The 23,064-nt window shown below is 63.9% G+C and carries 20 protein-coding genes; 17 read left to right on the forward strand and 3 right to left on the reverse strand.

The annotated features are described in order from the left end of the window. Positions 1-85: 85 nt before the first annotated feature. From LU688_RS06050 to LU688_RS06105, 12 genes are all read left to right on the forward strand, one after another. Entirely contained in the window at positions 86-769 is a 684-nt protein-coding gene (locus tag LU688_RS06050) for a tellurite resistance TerB family protein (RefSeq protein ID WP_160290807.1), read from the forward strand. A 128-nt stretch (positions 770-897) separates the two neighbouring features. Next, positions 898-2,520, forward strand: coding sequence for a methyl-accepting chemotaxis protein (locus tag LU688_RS06055; protein WP_038705554.1), 1,623 nt, complete (start codon positions 898-900; stop codon positions 2,518-2,520). A 5-nt stretch (positions 2,521-2,525) separates the two neighbouring features. Next, positions 2,526-3,047, forward strand: coding sequence for a chemotaxis protein CheW (locus tag LU688_RS06060; protein ID WP_160290806.1), 522 nt, complete (start codon positions 2,526-2,528; stop codon positions 3,045-3,047). Further along, positions 3,044-4,291, forward strand: coding sequence for a CheR family methyltransferase (locus tag LU688_RS06065; RefSeq protein WP_094010134.1), 1,248 nt, complete (start codon positions 3,044-3,046; stop codon positions 4,289-4,291). Before LU688_RS06060 ends, LU688_RS06065 begins: the two co-directional genes overlap by 4 nt. Then, positions 4,288-4,953, forward strand: a complete 666-nt coding sequence (locus LU688_RS06070) for a chemotaxis protein CheW (protein ID WP_232888108.1) — start codon at positions 4,288-4,290, stop codon at positions 4,951-4,953. Before LU688_RS06065 ends, LU688_RS06070 begins: the two co-directional genes overlap by 4 nt. Next, the gene (locus LU688_RS06075; protein ID WP_160290805.1) at positions 4,950-7,250 is read left to right on the forward strand and encodes a hybrid sensor histidine kinase/response regulator; all 2,301 of its coding nucleotides are present in this window, start codon (positions 4,950-4,952) and stop codon (positions 7,248-7,250) included. The genes LU688_RS06070 and LU688_RS06075 overlap by 4 nt, the downstream gene beginning before the upstream one ends. Then, on the forward strand, positions 7,247-8,260 hold the full coding sequence (locus LU688_RS06080) for a chemotaxis response regulator protein-glutamate methylesterase (RefSeq protein WP_038705558.1): 1,014 nt from the start codon (positions 7,247-7,249) through the stop codon (positions 8,258-8,260). Before LU688_RS06075 ends, LU688_RS06080 begins: the two co-directional genes overlap by 4 nt. A 51-nt stretch (positions 8,261-8,311) precedes the next feature. Then, a complete protein-coding gene (locus tag LU688_RS06085) occupies positions 8,312-9,316 on the forward strand; it encodes a response regulator (RefSeq protein WP_038705559.1) in 1,005 nt (334 codons plus the stop codon). A 284-nt stretch (positions 9,317-9,600) separates the two neighbouring features. Next, positions 9,601-10,323, forward strand: a complete 723-nt coding sequence (bamJ, locus tag LU688_RS06090; RefSeq protein ID WP_038705560.1) for a BamJ family beta-barrel-assembly machinery protein — start codon at positions 9,601-9,603, stop codon at positions 10,321-10,323. Positions 10,324-10,604: 281 nt separating this feature from the next. Further along, positions 10,605-11,045, forward strand: coding sequence for a YkvA family protein (locus LU688_RS06095; protein ID WP_160290804.1), 441 nt, complete (start codon positions 10,605-10,607; stop codon positions 11,043-11,045). A gap of 90 nt (positions 11,046-11,135) precedes the next feature. Then, on the forward strand, positions 11,136-11,480 hold the full coding sequence (locus tag LU688_RS06100) for a helix-turn-helix domain-containing protein (RefSeq protein ID WP_038705561.1): 345 nt from the start codon (positions 11,136-11,138) through the stop codon (positions 11,478-11,480). Next, complete coding sequence (locus LU688_RS06105) at positions 11,477-11,845, forward strand: hypothetical protein (RefSeq protein ID WP_023629774.1); 369 nt, start codon at positions 11,477-11,479, stop codon at positions 11,843-11,845. Before LU688_RS06100 ends, LU688_RS06105 begins: the two co-directional genes overlap by 4 nt. Positions 11,846-11,900: 55 nt before the next feature. Here LU688_RS06105 and LU688_RS06110 read toward each other — a convergent pair whose 3' ends face one another. Both LU688_RS06110 and LU688_RS06115 read right to left on the reverse strand, forming a co-directional pair. Next, positions 11,901-13,658 carry a bifunctional diguanylate cyclase/phosphodiesterase gene (locus LU688_RS06110; RefSeq protein WP_094010131.1) on the reverse strand — a complete coding sequence of 586 codons (1,758 nt, stop codon included), beginning with the start codon at positions 13,656-13,658 and terminating at the stop codon, positions 11,901-11,903. A gap of 108 nt (positions 13,659-13,766) precedes the next feature. Next, positions 13,767-15,848, reverse strand: coding sequence for a carboxy terminal-processing peptidase (locus LU688_RS06115; RefSeq protein ID WP_031314804.1), 2,082 nt, complete (start codon positions 15,846-15,848; stop codon positions 13,767-13,769). A 144-nt stretch (positions 15,849-15,992) separates the two neighbouring features. Here LU688_RS06115 and LU688_RS06120 point away from each other — a divergent pair, with 144 nt between their 5' ends. Further along, positions 15,993-16,955 carry an NAD(P)H-quinone oxidoreductase gene (locus LU688_RS06120; protein WP_160290802.1) on the forward strand — a complete coding sequence of 321 codons (963 nt, stop codon included), beginning with the start codon at positions 15,993-15,995 and terminating at the stop codon, positions 16,953-16,955. A gap of 89 nt (positions 16,956-17,044) precedes the next feature. Here the strand turns inward: LU688_RS06120 and nadB are convergent, their stop codons facing one another. Beyond that, positions 17,045-18,658 (reverse strand): L-aspartate oxidase, encoded by a 1,614-nt coding sequence (nadB, locus tag LU688_RS06125; protein ID WP_094010129.1) that lies wholly within the window; start codon positions 18,656-18,658, stop codon positions 17,045-17,047. A 436-nt stretch (positions 18,659-19,094) separates the two neighbouring features. On the opposite strand from nadB, the gene rpoE reads away from it, so the two are divergent. The 4 genes from rpoE (at position 19,095) to LU688_RS06145 (ending at position 22,884) form a co-directional block, all read left to right on the forward strand. Beyond that, positions 19,095-19,676, forward strand: coding sequence for an RNA polymerase sigma factor RpoE/AlgU (rpoE, locus tag LU688_RS06130; RefSeq protein WP_010220971.1), 582 nt, complete (start codon positions 19,095-19,097; stop codon positions 19,674-19,676). A 31-nt stretch (positions 19,677-19,707) separates the two neighbouring features. Then, positions 19,708-20,298, forward strand: a complete 591-nt coding sequence (locus LU688_RS06135) for a sigma-E factor negative regulatory protein (protein WP_094010128.1) — start codon at positions 19,708-19,710, stop codon at positions 20,296-20,298. Between the two features lie 12 nt (positions 20,299-20,310). After that, positions 20,311-21,276, forward strand: a complete 966-nt coding sequence (locus LU688_RS06140; protein WP_094010127.1) for a MucB/RseB C-terminal domain-containing protein — start codon at positions 20,311-20,313, stop codon at positions 21,274-21,276. Between the two features lie 201 nt (positions 21,277-21,477). Then, positions 21,478-22,884 (forward strand): DegQ family serine endoprotease, encoded by a 1,407-nt coding sequence (locus LU688_RS06145; RefSeq protein WP_371041504.1) that lies wholly within the window; start codon positions 21,478-21,480, stop codon positions 22,882-22,884. Positions 22,885-23,064 lie beyond the last annotated feature (180 nt).

Raw genomic sequence — 23,064 nt, forward strand, 5'->3', positions numbered from 1 at the left:
TGGATGCAAATGCGTTAAGCGAGGCTTCAGCTTGCCGGCCTACTCTGGGGCCTTCTCAACGTCGAATGTTTGCGAGGTGTGTCAGATGAACACGCGTGGTCTGCTCGATCAGCTCTTGAAAGCCGGTCAATCTCTGCTGCAGAACCAGCAGGGCAAGAGCCTCAGCGACAAAGGTTCGGGGAACATTGGCAGCCTGTTGTCTGGTGCCGGCGGTGGCGCATTGGCAGCGGGCGCCATGGGCTTGCTGCTGGGCAACAAGAAGGCCCGCAGGTATGGCGGCAAGGCACTGACCTACGGCGGCCTGGCCGCGCTCGGGGTGCTGGCCTACAAGGCCTATGGCAACTGGCAGGTCCGCCAGGGCGCCGGCGATCAGCAGCCGCAGACGCTGGATCGCCTGCCCCCGGCCCAGGTCGAGCAGCACAGCCAGGCCGTGTTGCGGGCGCTGGTGGCGGCAGCCAAGTCCGACGGCCATATCGATGACCGTGAGCGGGCTCTGATTGAAGGCGAGTTCACTCGCCTGGACAGCGACCGCGAGTTGCAGCAATGGCTGCACGCTGAACTGAACAAGCCGCTGGATCCGGCCGAAGTGGCCCGCGCCGCGCAGACCCCGGAAATGGCTGCCGAGATGTACCTGGCCAGCGTGATGATGGTCGACCAGGAGAACTTCATGGAGCGCGCCTACCTCGACGAACTGGCGCGCCAGTTGCGCCTGGACCCTGCCTTGCGCCTGGAGTTGGAGAACCAGGTTAGGCTTGCCGCGGGTCAATGAGCCTGCAATTGGCCATATCAATGGGCACGGAGGCCTGAGTACAGCAGCATTCAGCCGCAAATACGTAGGACGCCTGGGCTATACTTCGGCGATTTTTCCCGCTCGTATCGAATTCCTGAGGGCTGAATGTGAAGAACTGGACCTTGCGCCAACGGATCCTGGCAAGTTTCGCCGTGATCATCGCCATCATGCTGCTGATGATCGTGGCCGCCTACTCGCGGCTGGTGGCGATCGAGTCCAGCGAGGAGGCGGTAGGGTCCGACAGCATTCCCGGGCTCTACTACAGCTCGATGATCCGCAGCGCCTGGGTCGACAGCTATGTCACCAGCCAGCAACTGGTCGGCTTGTCGAACCACCGCGAGTTCACCACCACCGATGCCGAGTTGTTCAAGAGTTTCGACGACCGTTTGAAGCAGCATATGGCCAGCTACCAGGGCACTATCCGCGACCCGGCCGACCAGGCCGCGTTCGACGATTTCACGCGCCAGGAAGAGGCTTACGTCAAGATTGTCGACCAGGTCCTGGAAACCTATCGCCAGAAGAACTACGCCGAAGCCCAGCGGTTGATCGCCGAGGTGCTGACGCCCGCCTGGAGAGAAGGGCGCCTGCACCTGAACGAAGTGATCGAGCGCAACCGGGAGTCGGCCGACAACGCCACCAATGAAATCGTCAGCGCCGTGGCCACCGCCAAAGGCAGCATGATCGTCTCGCTGCTGCTGGCAATCGTCGCCGCCGGCGTTTGCGGCCTGCTGCTGATGCGCGCGATCACCGCCCCCATGCAGCGCATCGTGCACGCCCTCGACGGCCTGCGTTCGGGCGACCTGAGCATGCGCCTGAGCCTGGACCGCAAGGATGAGTTCGGCGCGATCGAGGGCGGCTTCAACGAAATGGCCGAATCCCTGGCCAATCTGGTGTCGCAGGCCCAGCGTTCGTCGGTGCAGGTGACCACCTCGGTCACCGAGATCGCCGCCACCTCCAAGCAGCAACAGGCCACCGCCACCGAGACGGCCGCCACCACCACCGAGATCGGCGCCACCTCGCGGGAAATCGCCGCGACCTCGCGGGACCTGGTGCGCACCATGACCGAAGTCACCTCGTCGGCCGACCAGGCCTCGAGCCTTGCCGGTGCCGGCCAGCAGGGCCTGGCGCGCATGGAGGAGACCATGCACCAGGTGATGGGCGCCGCCGACCTGGTCAACGCCAAGCTGGCGATCCTCAACGAGAAGGCCAGCAACATCACGCAGATGGTGGTGACCATCGTCAAGGTCGCCGACCAGACCAACCTGCTGTCGCTCAACGCCGCCATCGAGGCGGAAAAAGCCGGTGAGTACGGTCGCGGTTTCGCCGTGGTCGCCACCGAAGTACGCCGCCTTGCCGACCAGACCGCCGTGGCCACCTACGACATCGAACAGATGGTGCGCGAGATCCAGTCCGCAGTGTCGGCCGGGGTGATGGGCATGGACAAGTTCTCCGAGGAGGTGCGCCGCGGCATGTTCGAGGTGCAGCAGGTGGGCGAGCAGCTCAGTCAGATAATCCATCAGGTGCAGGCGCTGGCGCCGCGGGTGCTGATGGTCAACGAGGGCATGCAGGCCCAGGCCACCGGCGCCGAGCAGATCAACCAGGCACTGGCCCAGCTCAGCGATGCCAGTACCCAGACCGTGGAATCGCTGCGCCAGGCCAGTTTCGCCATCGACGAACTGAGCCAGGTAGCCGCCGGGCTGCGTGGCGGTGTTTCGCGGTTCAAAGTCTGACGACGATGAACGAACCGTCCCCTCGCGAGGATCGCGAATCAGCCGGCAAGGGCGTGCTGTACCTGCAATTTCGCATCGCCGACCAGCGCTTCGCCCTGGACGTGCGCGAAGTGATCGAAGTGCTGCCGTGCCGTACCCTCAAGCCCATTGCCCAGGCGCCGGGATGGGTGGCCGGGGTGCTCGCCCACCGTGGTGTGCTGGTACCGGTGATCGACCTGTCGGCGCTGAGCTTCGGTGTGCCGGCACAGTCGCGCAGCAGTACGCGGATGGTACTGGTGCACTACCGTGCCGACTCGCGCCGCCCTGACCTGCAGCTGGGGCTTGTCCTGGAGCAGGCCACCGATACGCTGCGCTGTGCCCCCGAGGAATTCCAGCCATACGGCCTGGACAATGCCGACGCGCGCTACCTCGGGCCGGTCCGCCAGGACGCCCGCGGTTTGTTGCAGCGCATCCAGGTGAACGACCTGTTGTCGGACGCGGTGCGTGAGCTGCTGTACCCCGGCGGGCCCGGGCAGGAGCCAGCATGAGCGAGCAACGTTTCTTCCGTTTCCTGCAGGAACGTATCGGGCTGGATGTGGAGTCGGTCGGCGCAGCGATGGTCGAGCGCGCCCTGCGCCAGCGCTGCACGCTCGTGCAGGCTGCGGATCTCGATGACTACTGGCTGCGTTTGCAGCAGTCCGGCGATGAGCAGCAGGCCCTGATCGAGGCGGTCATCGTTCCGGAGACCTGGTTTTTCCGCTACCCAGAATCCTTCACCGCGCTGGCGGGGCTGGCGCACAAGCGTGCGGCAGAACTTGCCGGCGCACGGCCCCTGCGCATCCTCAGCCTGCCGTGCTCGACGGGCGAGGAACCCTACTCGATCGCCATGGCCTTGCTCGACGCTGGCCTGAGCCCGGGCGCTTTCCGCGTCGATGGCATTGATATCAGCCCCAGTTCGGTGGCCAAGGGCGAGCAGGCGCTGTACGGGCGCAACTCCTTTCGCGGCAGCGAGCTGGCCTTTCGCGAGCGGCACTTCAGCCCAAGCGGCGATACCCATCGCCTGGATGAGCGGGTGCGCCAGCAAGTCAGCCTGCAGGCGGGCAACGTGCTCGACCCGGCGCTCAAAGCGCGTGAAGGGCTATACGATTTCGTGTTCTGTCGCAACTTGCTGATCTACTTCGATGTTCCGACCCAGCAGCGGGTGTTCGAGGTACTCAAGCGCCTGATCCACGCCCAGGGCGTGCTGTTCATCGGCCCCGCCGAGGGCAGCCTGCTGGCGCGCCTGGGCATGCGCCCGCTGGGGATTGCCCAGTCATTCGCCTACGTGCGCCAGGATGATGCCCCACGGCCTGTTGCCAAGCCGTTGCCGGTTGCGCGCCAGCCGGTCGCTGCGCCGCTGCCGCCACGTGTCGTGGCACTGCCGCCCCGCGTCGCCAGGTCGAGCGCGGTGCCAGCGACGCCGGTACCGGCGCAAGACGAAGCGCAGTTGCTGGCCCTCATTGCCCGGCAGGCCAATGCCGGTGAAAACCGGCAGGCCAGGGCGGACTGCGAGCGCTATCTGCGCCAGTTCGCCCCCAAGGCGCAGGTCTATTACTGGCTGGGGTTGCTCAGTGACACCGAAGGCGATGCCGCGCAGGCCATCACCCATTATCGCAAGGCGCTCTACCTCGAGCCGCAGCACCCTGAGGCACTGATGCACCTGGCCATGCTGCTGGCTGCGCAGGGGGACGAGGCCGGTGCCCGGCGCCTGCAGGAGCGTGCCGCCCGGGCCGGCAGGGAGTCTGAACGATGAGCGGCGGATACCATATGCAACTGATCGCCAATGACGACCAGCCCATCGACGATTGCTGGAACCGCATCGGCGTGCATGGCGACAAACAGTGCCCGTTGCTGGGGCGGCATGTGCACTGCCGCAATTGCGAGGTGTATGCCGACGCGGCCACGCGCTTGCTGGATCGCTATGCGCTGGTCCAGGACGAACAGGTCGAAACGGCCATCGTGGGGGAATGCGCGGTCGGCCGCTCGATGCTGCTGTTCCGCCTCGGCGAGGAGTGGCTGGCCCTGGCCACCGCCTGCCTTGCCGAGATCGCCCCGGCGCAGCCGGTGCACTCGTTGCCGCACCAGCGCTCGCGGGTGCTGCAGGGTGTCGCCAATGTGCGCGGTGCGCTGGTGCCTTGCCTGTCGCTCGCCGACCTGCTGGGCGTGCCGACGCAGTCGGGCGCGGAGCGCACCGGGCGGAGCATGCCGCGCATGCTGATCCTGGCGGCCGAGGGTGGGCCGGTGGTGGTGCCGGTGGACGAGATCGACGGCATCCATCGTCTTGACCTTGCGGGCCAGGACCACGGCCGCGATGCTGCGCATTTCACCGCCGCCGTGTTGCAGTGGCGAGGGCGCAGTGTGCGAGTGCTGGATGAACAACACTTGATGTCAGCCGTGAAGCGGAGCCTGTCATGACCCCGGAGCAAATGCGCGATGCGTCGCTGCTCGAGCTGTTCAGCCTGGAGGCCGAGACCCAGACCCAGGTGCTCAGCGCCGGCTTGATGGCGCTGGAGCGCAACCCTGCGCAACCCGACCAGCTCGAGGCCTGCATGCGTGCGGCGCACTCGCTCAAGGGTGCTGCGCGGATTGTCGGTATCGATGCCGGGGTCAGCGTCGCCCACGTCATGGAAGACTGCCTGGTGGCCGCCCAGGAAGGTCGCCTGCTGCTGCGTCCGGAGCATATCGACGCCTTGTTGCAGGGCACTGACCTGTTGATGCGCATCGCGACCCCTGGAGATCAGGGTGGCGACGCCGCCGTGGCGGTGTTCCTGGCACAGATGACAGCACTGCTCGACCCTTCTGCGCCCGTGCCGGTGATCGCGCAGGCTGGCGTTCCAGGCGCGCCGCCCGCTGCCTTGGCGGCGCGGCCGGAACCCGAGCCAACGCTCCAGGCCCCGCCGGAGCTTGAACCCGAAGCTGAACCCGTGCCAGCCCGCAAGGCCGGCAAGCGCGGTGGCGAGGGGGGCGAGCGGGTCTTGCGGGTGACCGCCGACCGTCTTAACAGCCTGCTGGATCTGTCGAGCAAGTCGCTGGTCGAGACCCAGCGGCTGAAACCCTACCTGGCCACCCTGCAGCGCCTGAAGCGCATGCATGGCCAGGGCATGCGCGGCCTCGATGGCCTGAAGGCCCAGCTGGAAGAGAGCGGGCAGGGGCCGGAGGTGCTGGAAGCGCTGGCCCAGACCCAGCAGTTGCTGGCTGAAACCCAGCAGATCCTCTTGCAGCAGGCGGCCGATCTCGACGAGTTCGGTTGGCAGGCCAGCCAGCGCGCGCAACTGCTGTACGACACGGCGCTGGCCTGTCGCATGCGTCCGTTCGCCGATGTGCTCACCGGCCAGAGCCGGATGGTCCGCGACCTCGGGCGCTCGCTGGGCAAGCCGGTGCGCCTGTTGATCGAGGGCGAGAAGACCCAGGTCGACCGTGACGTGCTGGAAAAGCTCGAGGCGCCGCTGACGCACCTGCTGCGCAACGCGGTCGATCATGGCATCGAACTGCCCGAGCAGCGCCTGCTGGCCGGTAAACCGAGCGAGGGCACCGTGCGCCTGCGCGCCTCGCACCAGGCCGGGCTGCTGATTCTGGAACTGTCCGACGACGGTGCCGGTATCGATCTGCAGCGCTTGCTCGAGAGTATCGTCGAGCGCGCATTGTCGCCGGCCGAGACGGTGGCGCAGATGAGCGAGGCCGAGCTGCTGACCTTCCTGTTCCTGCCGGGGTTCAGCCTGCGCGACACGGTCACCGAAGTGTCCGGGCGCGGTGTCGGCCTGGATGCGGTGCAGCACATGGTCCGTGAGCTGCGCGGCTCCATCGAGTTGACCCAGGTGGCCGGCCAGGGATGTTGCTTCCATGTGGAAGTACCGTTGACCTTGTCGGTGGTTCGCAGCCTGGTCGTCGAGGTGGGCGGCGAGGCCTACGCCTTCCCGCTGGCGCATATCGAGCGCACCGTCGACGTGGCGGCCGAGGCCATCGTGCAGATTGAAGGGCGGCAGCACTTCTGGCACGAAGGGCGACACATCGGCTTGGTGGCCGCCAGCCAGCTGCTCAACCGGCCGGCGGCCCAGGGCGACGAACAGAGCCTGCGGGTGGTGGTGATCCGCGAGCGCGAGCAGCTCTATGGGGTGGCCGTCGAGCGGCTGATCGGCGAGCGGGTGCTGGTGGTGATGCCGCTGGACCCGCGCCTGGGCAAAGTCCAGGACATCTCCGCTGGCGCCTTGCTCGACGACGGTTCGGTGGTGCTGATCGTCGATGTCGAGGACTTGCTGCGCTCGGTGGACAAGCTGCTCAGCACCGGCCGCCTGGAGCGTATCGAGCGCGGTGGGCGGGGCGTCAAGGGTGCGGTGCGCAAGCGCATCCTGGTGGTCGACGACTCGCTCACCGTGCGCGAACTGCAACGCAAGCTGCTGGGTCACCGCGGCTACGAAGTGGCGGTGGCCGTGGATGGCATGGACGGCTGGAACGCGCTGCGCAGCGATGATTTCGACCTGTTGATCACTGACATCGACATGCCGCGCATGGACGGGATCGAGCTGGTCACCCTGGTGCGGCGCGACAACCGCCTGCAATCGTTGCCGGTGATGGTGGTGTCCTATAAGGATCGCGAAGAAGACCGGCGTCGTGGACTGGATGCCGGTGCCGACTATTATTTGGCCAAGGCCAGCTTCCACGACGATGCGTTGCTGGATGCGGTCGAGGAGCTGATCGGAGGTGCCCAGGGATGAGAATCGCCATTGTCAACGACATGCCCATGGCCGTCGAGGCCCTGCGCCGGGCGTTGGCATTCGAGCCCGCGCACCAGGTGATCTGGGTCGCCGGCAACGGCGCCGAGGCGGTGCGCCTGTGCGCCGAGCAGACGCCGGATCTGATCCTCATGGACCTGATCATGCCGGTCATGGACGGCGTGGAGGCGACCCGGCGCATCATGGCCGAAACCCCCTGCGCCATCGTCATCGTCACCGTGGACCGCAAGCAGAATGTGCACCGGGTCTTCGAGGCCATGGGCCATGGCGCCCTGGATGTGGTCGACACCCCGGCATTGGGCGCGGGTGATGCACGCGAGGCGGCCGCGCCACTGTTGCGCAAGATCCTCAACATCGGCTGGCTGATCGGCCAGCAGCGGCCCAGCGCGCCTCGGGCGGTTAGCGTGCCGCTGCGCGAGGCCTCGCAGCGCCGCGCACTGGTCGCCATCGGCTCGTCCGCGGGTGGGCCTGCCGCTTTGGAAGTACTGCTCAAGGGGCTGCCGCGCAGTTTTCCGGCGGCCATCGTGCTGGTCCAGCATGTCGACCAGGTTTTCGCCGCCGGCATGGCCGAGTGGCTCAGCAGCGCCTCCGGCCTGCCGGTGCGCCTGGCCCGCGAGGGTGAGCCGCCACAGCCGGGGCAGGTGCTGCTGGCCGGCACCAACCACCATATCCGCCTCCTTAAGAATGGCGAGCTGGCCTACACTGCCGAGCCCGTCAACGAAATCTACCGCCCCTCGATCGATGTGTTCTTCGAGAGCGTGGCGCGCTGCTGGTCCGGCGATGCGGTGGGCGTGCTGCTCACCGGCATGGGGCGCGACGGCGCCCAGGGCCTGAAGCTGATGCGCCAGCAGGGCTTCCTGACCATCGCCCAGGACCAGCAGAGCAGCGCGGTGTACGGCATGCCCAAGGCCGCTGCGGCGATCGACGCGGCGGTGGAAATACGTCCGCTGGAGCGAATCGCCGGACGACTGATGGAAATCTTTCCGAAATGACGATATGTATTGAGTCGCGCCGCGTGGCCGGCAGTGGATGGGTGATTACGCATGAATGATCTACCGATCGAAGGTTTCACGACCATCAACGAAAGTGCGGCGATGGTCCTGCTGGTCGATGATCAGGCCATGATCGGCGAAGCGGTGCGCCGTGGCCTCGCCCACGAAGAGAACATCGACTTCCACTTCTGCGCCGACCCGCACCAGGCGGTGGCCCAGGCCATGCGCATCAAGCCCACGGTAATCCTCCAGGACCTGATCATGCCGGGCCTTGATGGCCTGACCCTGGTGCGCGAATACCGCAACAACCCGGCCACCCAGGACATTCCGATCATCGTCCTGTCCACCAAGGAGGATCCGCTGGTCAAGAGCGCGGCCTTCGCCGCCGGGGCCAACGACTACCTGGTCAAGTTGCCGGATACCATCGAGCTGGTGGCGCGTATCCGCTACCACTCGCGCTCCTACCTCACCCTGTTGCAGCGCGACGAGGCCTACCGCGCGCTGCGCGTAAGCCAGCAGCAGTTGCTCGACACCAACCTGATGCTGCAGCGGCTGATGAACTCGGACGGCCTGACCGGGTTATCCAACCGTCGTCACTTCGACGAATACCTGGAGCTGGAATGGCGCCGGGCGATTCGCGAGCAGCAGCAGTTGTCGCTGTTGATGATCGATGTCGACTATTTCAAGGCGTTCAACGACAGTTTCGGCCACCTGGCCGGCGACGAGGCCCTGCGCCAGGTGGCCGAGGCCATCCGTGGCTGCTGCTCGCGTCCCACCGACCTGCCGGCGCGTTATGGCGGTGAGGAGTTCGCCCTGGTGCTGCCCAACACTTCGCCCGGCGGCGCGCGCCTGGTGGCCGAAAAACTGCGCCAGACCATCATGGGCCTGAAGATCGCCCATACCGTGCCCGAGGCGGCGTCGCACCTGACCGTGAGCATCGGCCTGGCGACCCTGACCCCGAGTGTCGGCAGCCATTGCCGACAGCTGATCTCGGCGGCGGACAAGGGGCTGTACCAGGCCAAGAACAGTGGGCGCAATCAGGTCGGGATCGCCTGAGTCAGTTGCTGAAAGGGCAACGGTGTTTTCTGTGGGAGCCGGCTTGCCGGCGAGAGGCCGCGACAGCAATTGCAAGACTGGAGCCTCACCTGCAAAAGCGTGCTACGACTCATGAAACAGCGTGAATACTGGCCAAAGGCTGCCTGTGCGACCATGAACAACCTTTCACCCAGGAACTTCCAGTCCCCAACCCGCTCTTATGCCGGTAGCCATTGGTCGCGGCCGCCTGCTAAGCTCGCGGCTTTACCCTGATTGCCCTCATGGCGCATGAACAAGGAAATTACATGAAACAGCATCGTTTGGCGGCCGCGGTTGCCCTGGTAGGCCTGGTCCTCGCCGGTTGCGACGCCCAGACCAGCAGCGTCGAGCTGAAGACCCCAGCACAGAAGGCCTCCTACGGTATCGGCCTGAACATGGGCAAGAGCCTGGCCCAGGAAGGCATGGACGACCTCGACTCGAAAGCCGTCGCCCAAGGCATCGAGGACGCTGTTGGCAAGAAGGAACAGCGCATCAAGGACGAAGAGCTGGTCGAAGCCTTCACCGCCTTGCAGAAGCGCGCCGAAGAACGCCTGACCAAGGCCAGCGAGGAAGCAGCCGCCGCCGGCAAGAAATTCCTTGAGGAAAACGGCAAGAAACCTGGCGTGATCACCACCGCCTCGGGCCTGCAGTATGAAGTGGTGAAAAAGGCCGATGGCCCGCAACCCAAGCCGACCGACGTCGTCACTGTCCACTACGAGGGCAAGCTGACCGACGGCAAGGTATTCGACAGCTCCGTCGAGCGCGGCAGCCCGATCGACCTGCCGGTCAGCGGCGTGATCCCGGGTTGGGTCGAAGGCCTGCAACTGATGCATGTCGGCGAGAAGTACAAGCTGTACATCCCGGCTGAACTGGCCTACGGCGCCCAGAGCCCGAGCCCGCTGATTCCGGCCAACTCGGTCCTGGTGTTCGACCTGGAACTGCTGGCCATCAAAGACCCGGCCAAGGCTGGCGAAGCACCGGCCAAGTAATAGCCGTCGTGTTGCATGAAGACGCCCCGTTTCGACGGGGCGTCGTCGTTTTCAGCAGTGCTTGACGCGAACCGTTGGCGTCATTCACTGTCGCAAGCAGTGCCCGGCCTGAATATAGGTGCCTTTGTCGCAAAACGTTTGCGCGGTTGAAACGGTTGTGTAAAAAACGCCCGATTCGTACCCGGCCCTTGCCCGGTGGGCACCACGCGGCGTCAATGCCGCCCTGTTCACAAGGTTATCCACAATAAATGTGGATAACCTCTGGCTCCCCTGGAGGCCCCATGAGCGCACCCTGGAATTTCGCCCGCTTCCTGCCCCTTGCCGAACGCTTGCTCAGCCGTGGCCGGCTGCCGGCATTGCTGTTCGCAGTGGCCCGCAAAGGGCCGAAGCTGGGCCAGCTGCGCGAGGACCTGCGCCTGATGCAGGCGCTTTGCCTGGCCTGGTGGCGTGGCGAGTACCGCGCTGTCAGCCCCAAGGCACTGTTGACCATCGTCGCCGGGCTGCTCTACTTCGTCAGCCCACTGGATGCCATCCCCGACTGGCTGCTGGGTGTCGGCCTACTCGATGACATCGCCGTGCTGGGCTGGGTGCTCAAGACCGTGGCTGATGAGCTGGGCCGCTTCAAGGACTGGCGCGACAGCCAGGCGCCGGAGCGGCTGCGCGTGGTCGAACGGCTGCCGGATACCGCTGAAGCACTGCGCCTGGAAAGGCCTGGCAGCTGATTCCGCACAGACCCCCGAGGTTGGTAATATAATTGGCATAAGGGTTATGCCTACGGATTACATGCCGTAATCCAACGTCAAGGGGGTTGTATGGGTATTCAGGTCATCAGCCGGGACGGTCAGCCCGAGTACGCAGTGGTTCCCTGGGAGCAGTATCAGGCGTTGCTCGCGGCCGCAGGCCAGGCACCGGCCAGCGCACCCGTCACCGACAGCAATGTTGCCAGCACTCAACCAAGCGCCAGCCTGTCCTCACTGGATGAGCTGGCGTCCTTGCGTCAGGCCAAGGGGCTGGCGCCGGAGCAGCTGGCACGCAGTGTCGGCATCAGCCCGGCATACCTGGCCATGATCGAGTCTGGCGAGCGCCGCCCCGACGCGGCCATTCTGCGCAGCCTGGCGTGGCACCTGGGCGTGGCCGGCTGGAGCGAGCCGTCATGAGCCAGGTCAGGATCAGCCGTCAGCAATGGCAGGGCCTGCTGAGCGAGCTCGACCTGGCCCGCCGGCAACGCCATCTGCTGACCTACCGGGCACTGCTCGAGCGTTTGCAATTGCCCAGCCCCGCCATGCAGACCTTGACCGCGGCCCTTGAGTACCTGGCGGTGCTCGACGCCCGCGCCGAGCAGCCGCTGCGCAGTTCGCTGGTGATCAGCCAAGGCGCCAGCCGCCTGCCACGCACCGGGTTTTTCGAGTGTGTCGAGCGCCTGGGACGGTTTTCCGGTCCGGTGGACGGCATGGAGGCTGCGTCCTGGCATGCCTCGGAAGTGGTGCGGGTGTTCGAGTACCGCTATCCAGAAGAGGCTTGAAACCGGAGGAGGGAGCTACCTGACGTGGTAGCGGTTGCCGGAGCCTGCCAGGGGGTTACTCCAGTACTGTCGTATCGATCAGGCTCAGGCTCGCGCCACCGATTTCCTTGGCCTTTCTTTTCGCTTGTGAGGCAAGCTCGGCCAGCTGGCCGGCATCCATCCCTGCGCAGCTTCCCGGTTCGAGCCAAACCACCCCGATCGACAAGGACAGCAACTCGAACGTTTCATGTTGACCTTGCCTGTTGTGAGCGACGAAGCATCCGGCTTCCAGGTGTTCACCACGATAGAAGCGTCGACAGTCCCGAACGAAGGCCTCTACCAGCAGTTCAATACGAGCTCGCCAGTCTGCCGATCCCAATACCAGCATGAAATCATCCCCACCGATATGGCCGACGAAATCCCTGCTTGGATCGACGCAGTCGCTCAGGCACTGTGCCAGGCACAACAGCACTTCGTCGCCACGGGCATAGCCATAGATATCGTTGAAGGGTTTGAAGTTGTCGATGTCCACGTAGCATACGGCGGCCTCGCGCCGTTGCAGCAGCAAGCGCGCCAGGCACTGCTGGATCGGCACGTTGCCCGGCAGCAAAGTGAGTGGGTTGGCGTGCCTTGCCTGCTGGATCTTCTGTTCGGTGATCAGCTTGAGTACGTCGATCACTCGCCCCAGCCCCACGTAGCGCCCACTCTGGGTGATGATGAAATCTTCCTCGATGCGCTGGCGGGCGCGGCTGGTAAGCAGCCGGCTGACTTGCTGCAGCGACTGGCTGCGCTCGACGGCGAGAAAATCCTGGCTCATCAATCGGCTGATTGGTTTGCGGGCGAAAAGGTCGGTGCCGAAGGGCTTTAGCAGGGCCTCGGCTAGTGAATAGCGGTGGACGATGCCACAGGGTTTGCCACGCTCGTCCAGCACCGCGAGCGAATTGAGGTTGGCCTGGCGGTGGAACGCCTCGAGCACGTGCTGAATGGTGGTATCGCGCGTGACCGAGGGTTGCAGGATGAGTAGCGCGCTGAGATCGCTGCTGTCTTCGTCCAGTGCCACGTTCGTATCCATCGCCGGGGGCAACGGGCCGATGCTGTCACCTGGGGGAAACTCCTGGGGGCGCCCCAGCAGGTAGCCCTGGACCAGATCCACCCCCATGTCGCCCAGTATCGCCAGTTCCTCGGCCAGCTCGATACCTTCCGCGATCACCTGGGCACGGGAAGCACGGGCGATCTGCAGGATCGAACCGACGAACTCACGCTTGAGTGGGTCCTGGTGGATGCTGTCGATGAAATGTCGGTCGATCTTTACATAATCCGGGCGCAATTCCGACCACAGCCGCAGGCTGGAGTACCCGGCACCCAGGTCATCCAGAGCGATGGAAAAACCCATGTCGCGGTAGTGGTGCAGGGCGTTGTACAGCAGTTGGAAGTCTTCGGTGGGGGTCTGCTCGGTCAGTTCGATGACCACCCGGCTGGGGGACAGGCCGACCTGTTCGAGCATCTGCAGAGTGCGCCCGGAAGGGTAATTGGGTTCCACCAGGGATTCGGGCGAGACGTTGAGAAACAGCTGGCCCCCAAGGTTCAGCTCGCTGAAGCGTCGGCAGGCGGTTTCCCGGCACAGCACCTCCAGTTCACCCAGGCGACCGGCCTGGCGGGCGATGGCGAACAGGTTCAGGGGCGAGTGCAAGGGGCTGTTGGAGGGGCCGCGACTCAGGGCCTCATAGCCGAGGATGCGCCGTTCGGAAAGGCAGACGATGGGTTGGAACAGACAGTGGATGCTGCGTTGAGCCAGGATGGCACTCAATGCGCTGAGCTGTTCGGTGACGGTCATGGACTGCTTCCTGAATTGAAAAGGGCCGGACGCTTGCACGTTCGGCCCTTCTATTTCACGACAGTCCGGTGACTGTTTGATGACAGCTCACATTATTTTGCCATCATTTCAGTGCTTGGCCACCGAGGTGCTGAGGCTCAGGTAGTCGAGCAGGATGCGACCGGTCTCGGACAGGTAGGCATCGTCCTCGGGCTTGGTGTCGTCCGGCTCGGCGGGCAGGGCGTCCTCGTCCTCTTTTTTCAGTTCCTTGAGCGGCTCTTCGCCCTTGGCCTTGCGTCGGATGTTCTCAAGCGCCAGCTGTTTGGCTTCGATCTCGTCGTGGCGAGCGCGACGTTGCTGCTCGTTGAGGCTGACGGTCTTCTCGTTCATCAGCTTCTGGGTCAGTGCCAGGCGGTCGCGGATATAGACGAACTCGGCATCCTTGTCGCTGCGCGCCTCATGCTGCGCCTTGAGCTGCGTCAGGAACGGTTTGAACGGATCGGAGGCAGGCTTGACCACTGGACGGATGGTGTCCCACGGCATGGCTTCAGGCAGCGCGCTTTCGCCGATCTCCTTGGTGTCGATGATCGACGGGTAGGCGATGTCCGGCAGCACGCCCTGGTGCTGGGTGCTCTGCCCGGAAACCCGGTAGAACTTGGCCAGCGTCAGCTTGAGTTCGCCATGGTTGAGCGGCTGGATGGTTTGCACGGTGCCTTTGCCGAAGGTCTGGCCACCAATGATCAGCGCACGGTGGTAGTCCTGCATGGCCCCGGCGAAAATTTCCGAGGCGGACGCCGACAGGCGGTTGACCAGCAGTGCCAGCGGGCCTTTGTAGAAGGCGCCGGGGTTCTCGTCTTCGAGCACGTCGACGCGCCCGTCGCTGTTGCGCACCAGCACGGTCGGGCCCTTCTCGATGAACAGGCTGGTCAGCTCGGTGGCTTCCTGCAGCGAGCCGCCACCGTTGTTGCGCAGGTCGATGACCACGCCGTCGACTTTCTCTTTCTGCAGCTCGGTGAGCAGCTTCTTCACGTCGCGGGTGGTGCTCTTGTAATCCGGATCACCAGCGCGGTAGGCCTTGAAGTCCAGATAGAAGGCCGGGATCTCGATGATGCCGAGCTTGTAGTCGCGGCCATCCTGCTTGAGCTTGAGCACCGACTTCTTCGCCGCCTGCTCCTCGAGCTTGACCGCTTCGCGGGTGATCGAGACGATCTTGCTGGTCTGGTCGTTCGGCGCGTTGCTGGCCGGGATGACCTCCAGGCGCACCACCGAGCCTTTCGGGCCGCGGATCAGCTTGACCACTTCGTCAAGACGCCAGCCGACCACGTCGACCATTTCCTTGTTGCCCTGGGCGACGCCGATGATCTTGTCGGCCGGCGCCACCTGCTTGGTCTTGGCGGCAGGGCCGGCCGGCACCAGGCGTACGATCTTGACCTGGTCGTTGTCGCTCTGCAGCACCGCGCCGATGCCTTCGAGCGACAGGCTCATGTTGATGTCGAAGTTCTCGGCGTTGTCCGGCGACAGGTAGTTGGTGTGCGGGTCGTAGGACTGGGCGAAGGTGTTGATATAGGCCTGGAAGATGTCTTCCGCGCGGGTCTGGTCCAGGCGCGCCAGCTGGTTCTTGTAGCGCTTGGTCAGGGTTTCCTGGATCTGCTTGGGATCCTTGCCGGCGATCTTCTGGCGCAGCACTTCGTCCTTGACGCGCTTGCGCCACAGGTCGTCGAGCTCGGCCTGGTTCTTCATCCACGGGGCATCCTTGCGGTCGACCAGCAGGTCTTCCTTCACCGTGAAGTCGATCTTGTCGGCACCCTTGGCCAGCTCCGCCAGGGCGAAGTCCAGGCGCGATTTCACGCGGTCAAGGTAGCGCTTGTAGATGGTGAAGCCCGGCTCGAGGTTGCCGCTTTTCAGGAAGTCGTCGAACTGGGTCTTCCATTTGTCGAATTCGGCGATGTCGGCGGCAGTGAAGTAGCTGCGCGAAGGGTCGAGCAGCTTGATGTAGCTGTCATAGATGATGACCGAACGGGCGTCGTCCAGCGGCGGCTTGCTGTAGTGGTGGCGCTTGAGCAGCTCGACGATGTTGAGGCTGGCGACTACTTCGTCGCGGTCTGGCTGCAGGCTGTCCCACTTGTTGGCGGCGGCCGCATTGCCACCGAGCGTGAGGCTGCCCAGGCCGATCATGAGGGCGAGGGCGGTGCTGGGGAGGAAATGCTTCATGCTGATTCGACGTGGAGGCAATTGATCACGCATAGTAGGCCGTCTTATCCGTTCGCCGGTTCCATCGGAGCCGGACGCATACTGCAAAAAGCCTGGGACTTGGCGTGCCCAGGCTCGGTCATATGATTCAACTATGGAGGCACTGTGAAGGCATTGCAAGGCGTTGACGGACATGTGGCGTGGGTCGAGGCCGAGCGCCCGGCATGCGATGCCGGGCAGGTACGTATCCGTGTGGCCGCCGCGGGCCTGAACCGCGCCGACCTGCTGCAGCGCGCAGGGCTGTATCCGCCACCGCCCGGTGCGAGCCTTTACCTGGGCCTGGAATGCGCCGGCGTGGTCGAGGAAGTTGGAGCCGGTGCCGATTGGCGCGTGGGCGATCGGGTCTGTGCATTGCTCGCCGGCGGCGGCATGGCCGAGGAGGTGGTGGTCGACGCCCGTCATGTGCTGCCGGTGCCCGAAGGGTTGAGCCTGCACGAGGCCGCTGCGATTCCAGAGGTGTATGCCACGGCCTGGCTGAACATCTTCCAGCTGGGGGCATTGAAGGCTGGCGAGAAGGTACTGGTGCATGCCGGCGCCAGTGGCGTGGGCTCTGCGGCCATCCAGCTGTGCAAGGCATTCGGCAGCCCGGTGTGGGTCAGCGTCGGCTCGCCGGAGCGCCTGGCCTACTGTGAGTCGCTGGGGGCTGCGGGTGGCGTGGTGCGTAATGGCAACCTCGACGACCTGAAGCAGCTCGGTCCATTCGATGTGATTCTGGACCCGGTGGGTGCCAGCTATGCGTCGCTCAACCTTCAACTGCTGGCCCTAGACGGGCGTTGGGTGATCATTGGCCTGATGGGCGGGCGCAAGGTCGAGCTGGATTTGGCGCTGGTGTTGGGCAAGCGCCTGGAAATCACCGGGTCCACGCTGCGCAACCGTGATGACGGGTTCAAGGCCGAATTGTTGCGCGAATTGCGCCAGCAGGTGTGGCCGTTGTTCAGCGAGGGGCGACTGTCGCCACAGCTGGTCGACACCTATCCGGGTGAATTTGCCGAAGCTGCGTATGCGGAGCTGGCAAGCAACCAGGTTTCCGGGAAGCTGGTGCTGGTGATCGATCCAGCATTGGCTTGATGGCGGTTCGTGGGAGCGGGCCGGCGCCGCGAGGTCGATACAGAGGCTGTTCTCTTCGCGGCTAGCCCGGTCCCATGCCGGTCCAGGTCTTACTCGTGGTTCGCTGGTACCAGGATCGTGTCCTTGGCCTCCGGTAGCATCCCCGGATAATCCAAGGTGTAATGCAGGCCCCGGCTTTCCTTGCGTTGCATGGCCGAGCGGATCATCAACTCGGCCACCTGCGCCAGGTTGCGCAGCTCGATCAGGTCACGGCTGACCTTGTAGTTGCTGTAGAACTCGTCGATTTCGTCCAGCAACATGCGCACCCGGTGCTCGGCCCGTTGCAGGCGTTTGCTGGTGCGCACGATGCCGACATAGTCCCACATGAAACGCCGCAGTTCGTCCCAGTTGTGCGCGATGATCACGTCCTCGTCCGAATCGGTGACCTGGCTGGCATCCCAGCAGGGCAGGGCACGGGGCATGGCGACCTGGTCCAGGCGCGCCTCGATGTCGGCGGCGGCAGCGCGACCGTAGACGAAGCATTCAAGCAGCGAGTTGCTGGCCATGCGGTTGGCGCCATGCAGGCCGGTGAAGCTTGTTTCGCCGATGGCGTACAGGCCGGGCACGTCGCTGTGGCCATGCTCGTCGATCATTACCCCACCACAGGTGTAATGGGCTGCCGGTACCACCGGGATAGCCTGACGGGTGATGTCGATACCGAACGCCAGGCAGCGTTCGTAGACTGTCGGGAAGTGATTCTTGATGAAGTCGGCCGGCTTGTGGCTGATGTCCAGGTAGACGCAGTCCACCCCCAGGCGCTTCATCTCGTGGTCGATGGCGCGGGCAACGATATCCCGTGGCGCCAGCTCTTCACGTGGGTCGAAGCGCGGCATGAAGCGCTCGCCGTTGGGCAGGCGCAGCAGCGCACCCTCGCCGCGCAGGGCCTCGGTGATCAGGAAACTCTTGGCCTGCGGATGGTACAGGCAGGTCGGGTGGAATTGGTTGAACTCAAGATTTGCCACCCGGCAGCCGGCGCGCCAGGCCATGGCGATGCCGTCGCCGCAAGCACCGTCGGGATTGCTGGTATAGAGGTACACCTTGGCCGCGCCGCCGGTGGCCAGCACGGTGAAACGGGCGCCGAAGGTGTCCACCTCGCCGGTGTTACGGTCCAGGACGTAGGCGCCAAGGCAGCGATCTCCATCCAGGCCCAGGCGCCGCTCGGTGATCAGGTCGACGGCCACGCGCTGTTCCAGCAACTGGATGTTCGGCCGCTTGCGCGCCTGCTCCAGCAAGGTAGTGAAGATCGCGGCGCCGGTGGCGTCGGCGGCATGGATGATGCGCCGGTGGCTGTGGCCGCCCTCGCGGGTCAGGTGGAACTCGAAACCGCCGTCGTCGACGCTGTAGTGTTCGTCACGGGTGAACGGCACACCCTGCTCGATCAGCCACTGGATGGCTTCGCGGCTGTGCTCGACGGTGAAACGCACTGCATCCTCATGACACAAGCCACCTCCGGCATTGAGGGTATCCTCGACATGCGACTGTACGGTATCGGTGTCATCGAGCACTGCGGCGACGCCGCCTTGGGCCCAGAAGGTCGAACCGTTGGCCAGGTCGCCCTTGCTCAGCACGGCGATGCGCAGGTGGCCGGGAAGGTTCAGTGCCAGGCTGAGACCGGCGGCACCGCTACCGATCACCAGGACATCATGTTGGAATTGTTGGCTCATGTCGGGACACTAGTAATCTTTGGGGGGGGCACGGCACAATAGTCGGGCGCCGATGGCAATGTGAAACTATCGTGAAACCGGATCGGGTTGCCTTTATAGCAGTCCCGGGCGCCTGATTTCCAATGGCACTTGCGGGTGAGTGGCGATCTTTCTGGGAACTTTCCGATATGCCTGGAAATCCTATACAGGCTGCCCTTACGCCAAAGATTGCCGCGGCGACGCAAGGCACCAGTCCTATTCTGGGCTGGCACCTGCGTAATGAATCCTGATTATCGACGTAGCCGGCCGTAACCGCGCTGCGTCTTCCGTGCGAGCCGACCAAGGGCCGTAGGAAACTTGCTTGGAGGGGAGAACTTTTGCGCAAAGCCCGAGTCTATGGTTGCAAGCCTGAACGATGGTTGTTGCAACGCTCCTTCGAGATCATTGAGGAGTGTTCATGCTAACCCAGGAAGAGGATCAGCAGCTTGTCGAGCGCGTGCAGCGTGGCGACAGGCGAGCGTTCGATCTGTTGGTGCTGAAGTATCAGCACAAGATTCTCGGGTTGATCGTACGTTTCGTACACGACACCCATGAAGCGCAGGACGTGGCGCAGGAAGCCTTCATCAAGGCATACCGTGCGCTTGGGAATTTTCGCGGAGACAGTGCCTTCTACACCTGGCTGTACCGCATCGCCATAAACACGGCGAAGAACTACCTGGTATCCCGTGGAAGGCGGCCACCAGACAGTGATGTGAGCTCCGAGGATGCGGAGTTTTACGACGGCGATCATGGCCTCAAGGATCTCGAGTCCCCAGAGCGCGCGTTGTTGCGGGATGAAATCGAAGGCACTGTCCATCGAACAATCCAGCAACTGCCGGAAGATTTGCGCACGGCACTGACCCTGCGCGAGTTCGATGGACTGAGTTATGAAGACATTGCCAGTGTCATGCAATGTCCGGTGGGTACCGTGCGCTCTCGAATTTTCCGCGCTCGGGAGGCCATAGATAAAGCCCTGCAACCTTTGTTGCAGGAAACCTGAGACAGCGGCGACAGCCAAGAGAGGAACCGCCATGAGTCGTGAAGCTTTGCAGGAATCGCTGTCCGCAGTGATGGATAACGAAGCGGACGAACTGGAACTGCGTCGCGTGCTGAACGCGGTCGACGATGCAGAAACCCGCGCCACCTGGTCGCGCTACCAGATTGCCCGCGCAGCCATGCACAAGGAACTGCTGATGCCCAAGCTGGACATCGCCTCGGCAGTTTCCGCGGCGCTGGCCGACGAGGCCGTCCCGGCCAAGGTCAAGCAGGGCCCATGGCGCAGCATCGGCCGCCTGGCCGTGGCCGCATCGGTGACTGTTGCCGTGCTCGCTGGCGTGCGCTTGTACAACCAGGATGAAATCACCGGAGCCCAGTTGGCCGCCCAGCAACCGGCCCAGCAAGGGCTGAGCATGCCTCAGGTGCAAGGTCCGGCTGTATTGGCAGGCTATAGTGAGAGCAACGAGCAACCGACCGGGCCAATGGCCAACGGTGTGCTGCAGAACCAGGCTGGCTGGGATCAGCGGCTGCCAGGTTACCTGCGTCAGCATGCCCAGGAGTCCGCGCTGAAGGGCAACGAGACCGCGCTGCCTTACGCTCGCGCTGCCAGCCTGGAAAACCGCTAAGTAAGGAGGATCATGCGCGCGCTACCTCTCCTGTCGCTGCTGCTTGGCAGCAGCCTGACGGTGCAGGCCCTGGCCGCCAATTCCTCGCCTGAGGCGAGTGAGTGGCTGAACAAGCTGGCACGGGCCGAGCAGCAGCAGAGTTACCAGGGTTCCTTCGTTTACGAGCGTAACGGCAGCTTCTCTTCCCACGATATCTGGCATCGCGTCCAGGATGGCAAGGTCAGCGAGCGGCTGTTGCAGCTCGACGGCTCGGCCCAGGAAATCGTGCGGGTCAATGGCAAGGTGCAGTGCGTCAGTGGCAACCTGGTCACCAGTGTGAGTGCCCCGCCGGATAATGCCGCGCGTGTGCTTGATCCCTTGAAACTGATGAGCTGGTACGACCTGAGCGTGTCAGGCGAGTCACGCGTTGCCGGGCGCGACGCCGTGGTTGTCTCCCTCACCCCGCGTGACCAGCACCGCTATGCCTTCGAACTGCACCTTGATCGCCGCACCGGACTGCCCCTGCGTTCGTTGATGCTCAACGACAAGGGCCAGTTGCTTGAGCGTTTCCAGATGACTCGCCTGGATACCGACACGGTGCCGACCGACGCCGACCTTGGTGCTGGCGCTGCCTGCCGACCTGTCGATAAGATCGCGCCAGGCACTTCAGAGGGTGTTGCCGGATGGCGTTCCGATTGGCTGCCGCCGGGTTTCGAGCTGGTCAACAGCTCAGTACGGCGCGATCCCGAGCGCAAGAGTACTGTCAGCAGTCTGATGTATGACGATGGTCTGGCCCGTTTTTCGGTCTTCCTTGAACCGATCGGCAACGAGTCCGGTATCGATACCCGCGCCCAGCTTGGGCCCACTGTCGCAGTATCGCGGCGCCTGACAACCCCCAAAGGCAAGGTGATGGTCACGGTGGTTGGCGAGATTCCGCTGGGCACGGCCGAACGTGTCGCCTTGTCGATGCGGGCCCAGGATGCCCAGGCGCGGCAATGACAGCGCAGTGTTCTGACAGCTCTTGTTACACAGAGCTGACATGAAATTAAGGCATTGTCATTTGCAATCCTGCCGCAAATTTTCTATAGGTCAGGCTTCTCGGAGTCTGGCCTTTCCTGCGTCTGCGGGAACCTTACTGCTAACTACGCTCGTTGTGACGGGAGCCGTATGTCAATACCACGCTTGAAAACCTACCTATCGATGTTCGCTGCCGTGCTGATGCTCGGCCAGATGCTCAGCGCCCAGGCCGAAGAGTCCCTGCCGGACTTCACCACCTTGGTCGAGCAGGCCTCGCCGGCAGTGGTCAACATCAGTACCAAGCAGAAACTGCCGGATCGCCGCGTTGCCGCCGGGCAGATGCCCGACCTCGAAGGCCTGCCGCCGATGTTCCGCGAGTTTTTCGAGCGCAACATGCCGCAGCAGCCGCGCTCCCCACGCGGTGATCGCCAGCGTGAAGCGCAGTCTCTGGGATCTGGCTTCATCATTTCCAGCGACGGTTACGTGCTGACCAACAATCATGTGGTAGCCGACGCCGACGAGATCATCGTCCGCCTGTCCGACCGCAGTGAGCTGCAGGCCAAGCTGGTGGGCACCGACCCACGCACCGACGTGGCTCTGCTCAAGGTCGACGGCAAGAACCTGCCGACCGTGAAGCTGGGCGATTCGGAAAAGCTCAAGGTAGGTGAATGGGTGCTGGCCATCGGTTCGCCGTTCGGCTTCGACCACTCGGTGACCAAGGGTATCGTCAGCGCCAAGGGCCGCACGTTGCCTAACGACACCTATGTGCCGTTCATCCAGACCGACGTGGCGATCAACCCGGGGAACTCCGGTGGCCCGCTGTTCAACATGAAAGGCGAGGTGGTGGGCATCAACTCGCAGATCTTCACCCGTTCCGGCGGCTTCATGGGGCTGTCGTTCGCCATCCCGATCGACGTGGCGATCGATGTGTCGAACCAGCTGAAGAAAGACGGCAAGGTCAGCCGCGGCTGGCTGGGCGTGGTGATCCAGGAGGTCAACAAAGATCTGGCCGAATCCTTCGGCCTTGACAAGCCGGCCGGCGCCCTGGTGGCACAGGTCCTGGAGAACGGGCCGGCAGCCAAGGGCGGCCTGCAGGTGGGCGATGTCATTCTGAGCATGAATGGCCAGCCGATCGTCATGTCCGCCGACCTGCCGCACCTGGTGGGCAGCCTGAAGGATGGCGAGAAAGCCAAGCTCGAGATCATCCGCAACGGCAAGCGTCAGAACCTGGATGTCACCATCGGCGCATTGCCCGAGGATGACGCCGACATCGGCATGGGTGCCGGTGCCGATGGCAGTGCCGAACGCAGCAGCAACCGCCTGGGCGTCTCTGTCGCCGACCTGAGCGCCGAGCAGAAAAAGTCGCTCGAACTCAAGGGCGGTGTGGTCATCAAGGAAGTCCAGGATGGCCCTGCGGCCATGATCGGCCTGCGTCCGGGCGATGTGATCAGCCACCTGAACAACCAGGCCATTGCCTCGGCCAAGCAGTTCACCGAGATTGCCAAGGACCTGCCGAAGAACCGTTCAGTGTCCATGCGCGTGCTGCGCCAGGGGCGCGCCAGCTTCATCACCTTCAAGCTGGCTGAATAAGCTGGATGAAAGGTAGGAAAAGGGCAGCTTCGGCTGCCCTTTTCTATGAGTGGGCAGGCGTCCGCTGTCCGTGGCGGCCTGCTGCCATGCAGCTTGTATACAGACCGATAGAGGAATCTCCCATATCCCCGCGGCTTGAGGTACAATTCCCGGCTATTTTTCGGCGGGCGTCCGGCTCGC

The organism is Pseudomonas soli (assembly GCF_021283165.2).
Classification (GTDB): Bacteria; Pseudomonadota; Gammaproteobacteria; order Pseudomonadales; family Pseudomonadaceae; genus Aquipseudomonas; species Aquipseudomonas soli.